Here is a 2,408-nt window from a genome sequence, read left to right on the forward strand (position 1 = left end):
TCCCATCTTTTTGGGGCCGCTTCGCAGCCCAACGGGGGCAAGCCCCCTCGCCACAAGGTGTCAGCAGGCAATCAGGTACCGGACTTGATCTTGGTCCACGCCCGAGTCCGTGCGCGTTCGGCATCACGCGGCAGCGGTTGCAGGGTGTAGAGCGTGTTCATCGCCGCGTCGGTCGGGTACAGGTTGGGGTTGTTGCGGATCGCCGGGTCGACCAGCTCGGTGGCGTCTTTGTTCGGGTTGGGGTAACCGACAAAGTCGCTGACCGGTGCGATCACCTGGGGCTGCAACAGATAGTTGATGAAGGTGTAGGCGTCTTCCGGGTTCTTCGCGCCTTTCGGAATGGCGAGCATGTCGAACCAGATCGGCGCGCCTTCCTTCGGCAGGCGCATGTCGACCGTCACACCGTTCTTGGCTTCCTTGGCGCGGTTGGCCGCCTGGGAGAAGCTGCCCGAGTAACCGACCGCCACGCAGATGTCGCCGTTGGCGATATCGGCCATGTACTTGGACGAATGGAAGTAAGTGACGTAAGGACGGATCTTCATCAACAACGCTTCAGCCTTGTCGTAGTCCGCAGGCTTCTTGCTGTTGGGGTCCAGGCCTAGGTGTTGCAGGGCCAGCGGCAGGATCTCCGAAGGCGAGTCGAGCAGAGCGACACCGCACTGCTTGAGCTTGCTGATGTTCTCTTCCTTGAAGATCAGGTCCCAGCTGTCCACCGGTGCGTTGTCGCCCAGCGCCGCCTTGACCTTGTCCGGGTTGAAGCCGATCTGGATGGTGCCGTACATGTAGGGCACGGCGAACTTGTTGCCCGGATCGTTGGCCTCGATCAGCTTCATCAGCTTGGGATCGAGGTGATTCCAGTTCGGCAACTTGCTGCGGTCCAGCGGCTGGAACACACCGGCCTCGATCTGCTTGGCGAGGAACACGTTGGACGGCACCACCACGTCGTAGCCGGAGTTACCGGTCAGCAACTTGGCTTCCAGCGCTTCGTTGGTGTCGAAGATGTCGTAGATCAGCTTGGTCTGGGTGTTCTGCGCCTTGAAGTCTTCCAGGGCCTTGGGGGTGATGTAGTCGAACCAGTTGTAAACGCGCAACGTTCGTTCTTCGGCGTGGGCGGCGCCACTGAGCACCGCGGCGCAGAGCGCTGGCGCGATAAAACGCGTGAGTCTGTTCATGGCGGTCATTTCCCCTGGGCGCTCTCAAAGCCTTCGAGCACGTTCACGGCGTTGATGCCGATTTCTTCCACCGCGTAACCGCCTTCCATGACGAACAGCGTCGGCTTGCCCAGGCCCGCGATGCGCTTGCCCATCGCCAGGTAGTCCGGGCTGTCGAGTTTGAATTGCGAGATCGGATCGTCCTTGAAGGTGTCGACGCCCAGGGACACGACGATGATGTCGGCGCCGTAGCTTTCGATCTCCTTGCAGGCCTGTTCCAGCGCCGCGCTCCAGACATCCCAGCCGGAACCGGCGGCCAGCGGATAGTTGAAGTTGAAGCCTTCGCCGGCGCCTTCGCCCAGTTCGTCGTCGTAGCCGAGGAAGAACGGGAATTCGGCTTCCGGGTGGCCGTGAATCGAGGTGAACAGCACGTCGCTGCGCTCGTAGAAAATCGACTGGGTGCCGTTGCCGTGGTGATAGTCGACGTCGAGGATTGCGACCTTTTTGTGGCCCTGATCGAGGAAGGCCTGGGCGGCGATAGCGGCGTTGTTCAGGTAGCAATAACCCCCCATCAAGTCGCCGGCGGCGTGGTGTCCCGGTGGACGGCACAGGGCGAAGGCACTATGAGCGCCGCGCTGGATTTCAGCCTGTGCGGTCAGGGCAACTTGTGCTGCGCTGTAGGCGGCTTGCCAGGTGCCGGCGGTGATCGGTGCGCCGCCGTCGAAGCTGTAGTAGCCGAGTTCGCCGTGCAGGCTGGTAGGTTTTTTCTGGCGCAGGGTGCGAGCTGGCCAGGTGTACGGCAGCAGGTCGCCGTCGGTGTTGAATTCGGTCCAGCGGGCCCAGGCGCCTTTGAAGAAGTCCAGGTAGTCGCGGCTGTGGATGCGGGCAATCGGCTCGAGACCGAAATCCTTCGGCCCTTGCACCGGGCCGAGTTCCTGTTTCTGCACGCGCGCCAGCACGTGGTCGGCACGGGACGGCATCTCGAAGCAGGGCTTGAGTTGGCCATCGATCAATTCGCAACGGCCGTGGTGCAGGTGGTGATCATCCGAGTAGATTGTCAGCATTTCTTGTTCTCCGCAGGCTGATTCGGTTTGAACACAGTCTTGCGGCGTGGGCGGATTTGGAAAACGGCAGGAAAGGCCAAAAGGGGATCGATATGGCCAAAACGTATGACCGGAATTCGCCCCTTCTTCGACGCACCCGAACCCCGTAGGAGCGAGGCTTGCCCGCGAAGGCGTCCTTGAATGCGCTAAAAGC

2 protein-coding genes are annotated in these 2,408 nt (G+C 61.3%); both read right to left on the reverse strand.

The annotated features are described in order from the left end of the window. Positions 1–71: 71 nt before the first annotated feature. Entirely contained in the window at positions 72–1,172 is a 1,101-nt protein-coding gene (locus ACW9JE_RS30300; RefSeq protein ID WP_457434857.1) for a polyamine ABC transporter substrate-binding protein, read from the reverse strand. Between the two features lie 5 nt (positions 1,173–1,177). Continuing rightward, on the reverse strand, positions 1,178–2,215 hold the full coding sequence (locus ACW9JE_RS30305; RefSeq protein WP_457434858.1) for a histone deacetylase family protein: 1,038 nt from the start codon (positions 2,213–2,215) through the stop codon (positions 1,178–1,180). Between the last annotated feature and the right edge of the window lie 193 nt (positions 2,216–2,408).

The sequence above is a fragment of the Pseudomonas sp. SDO55104_S430 genome, from assembly GCF_054070595.1.

Bases quoted from the DNA above. Each gene is read 5' to 3' on its own strand.
- ACW9JE_RS30305 (WP_457434858.1), bottom strand. From the start codon at position 2,215: ATGCTGACAATCTACTCGGATGATCACCACCTGCACCACGGCCGTTGC.
- ACW9JE_RS30300 (WP_457434857.1), bottom strand. From the start codon at position 1,172: ATGAACAGACTCACGCGTTTTATCGCGCCAGCGCTCTGCGCCGCGGTG.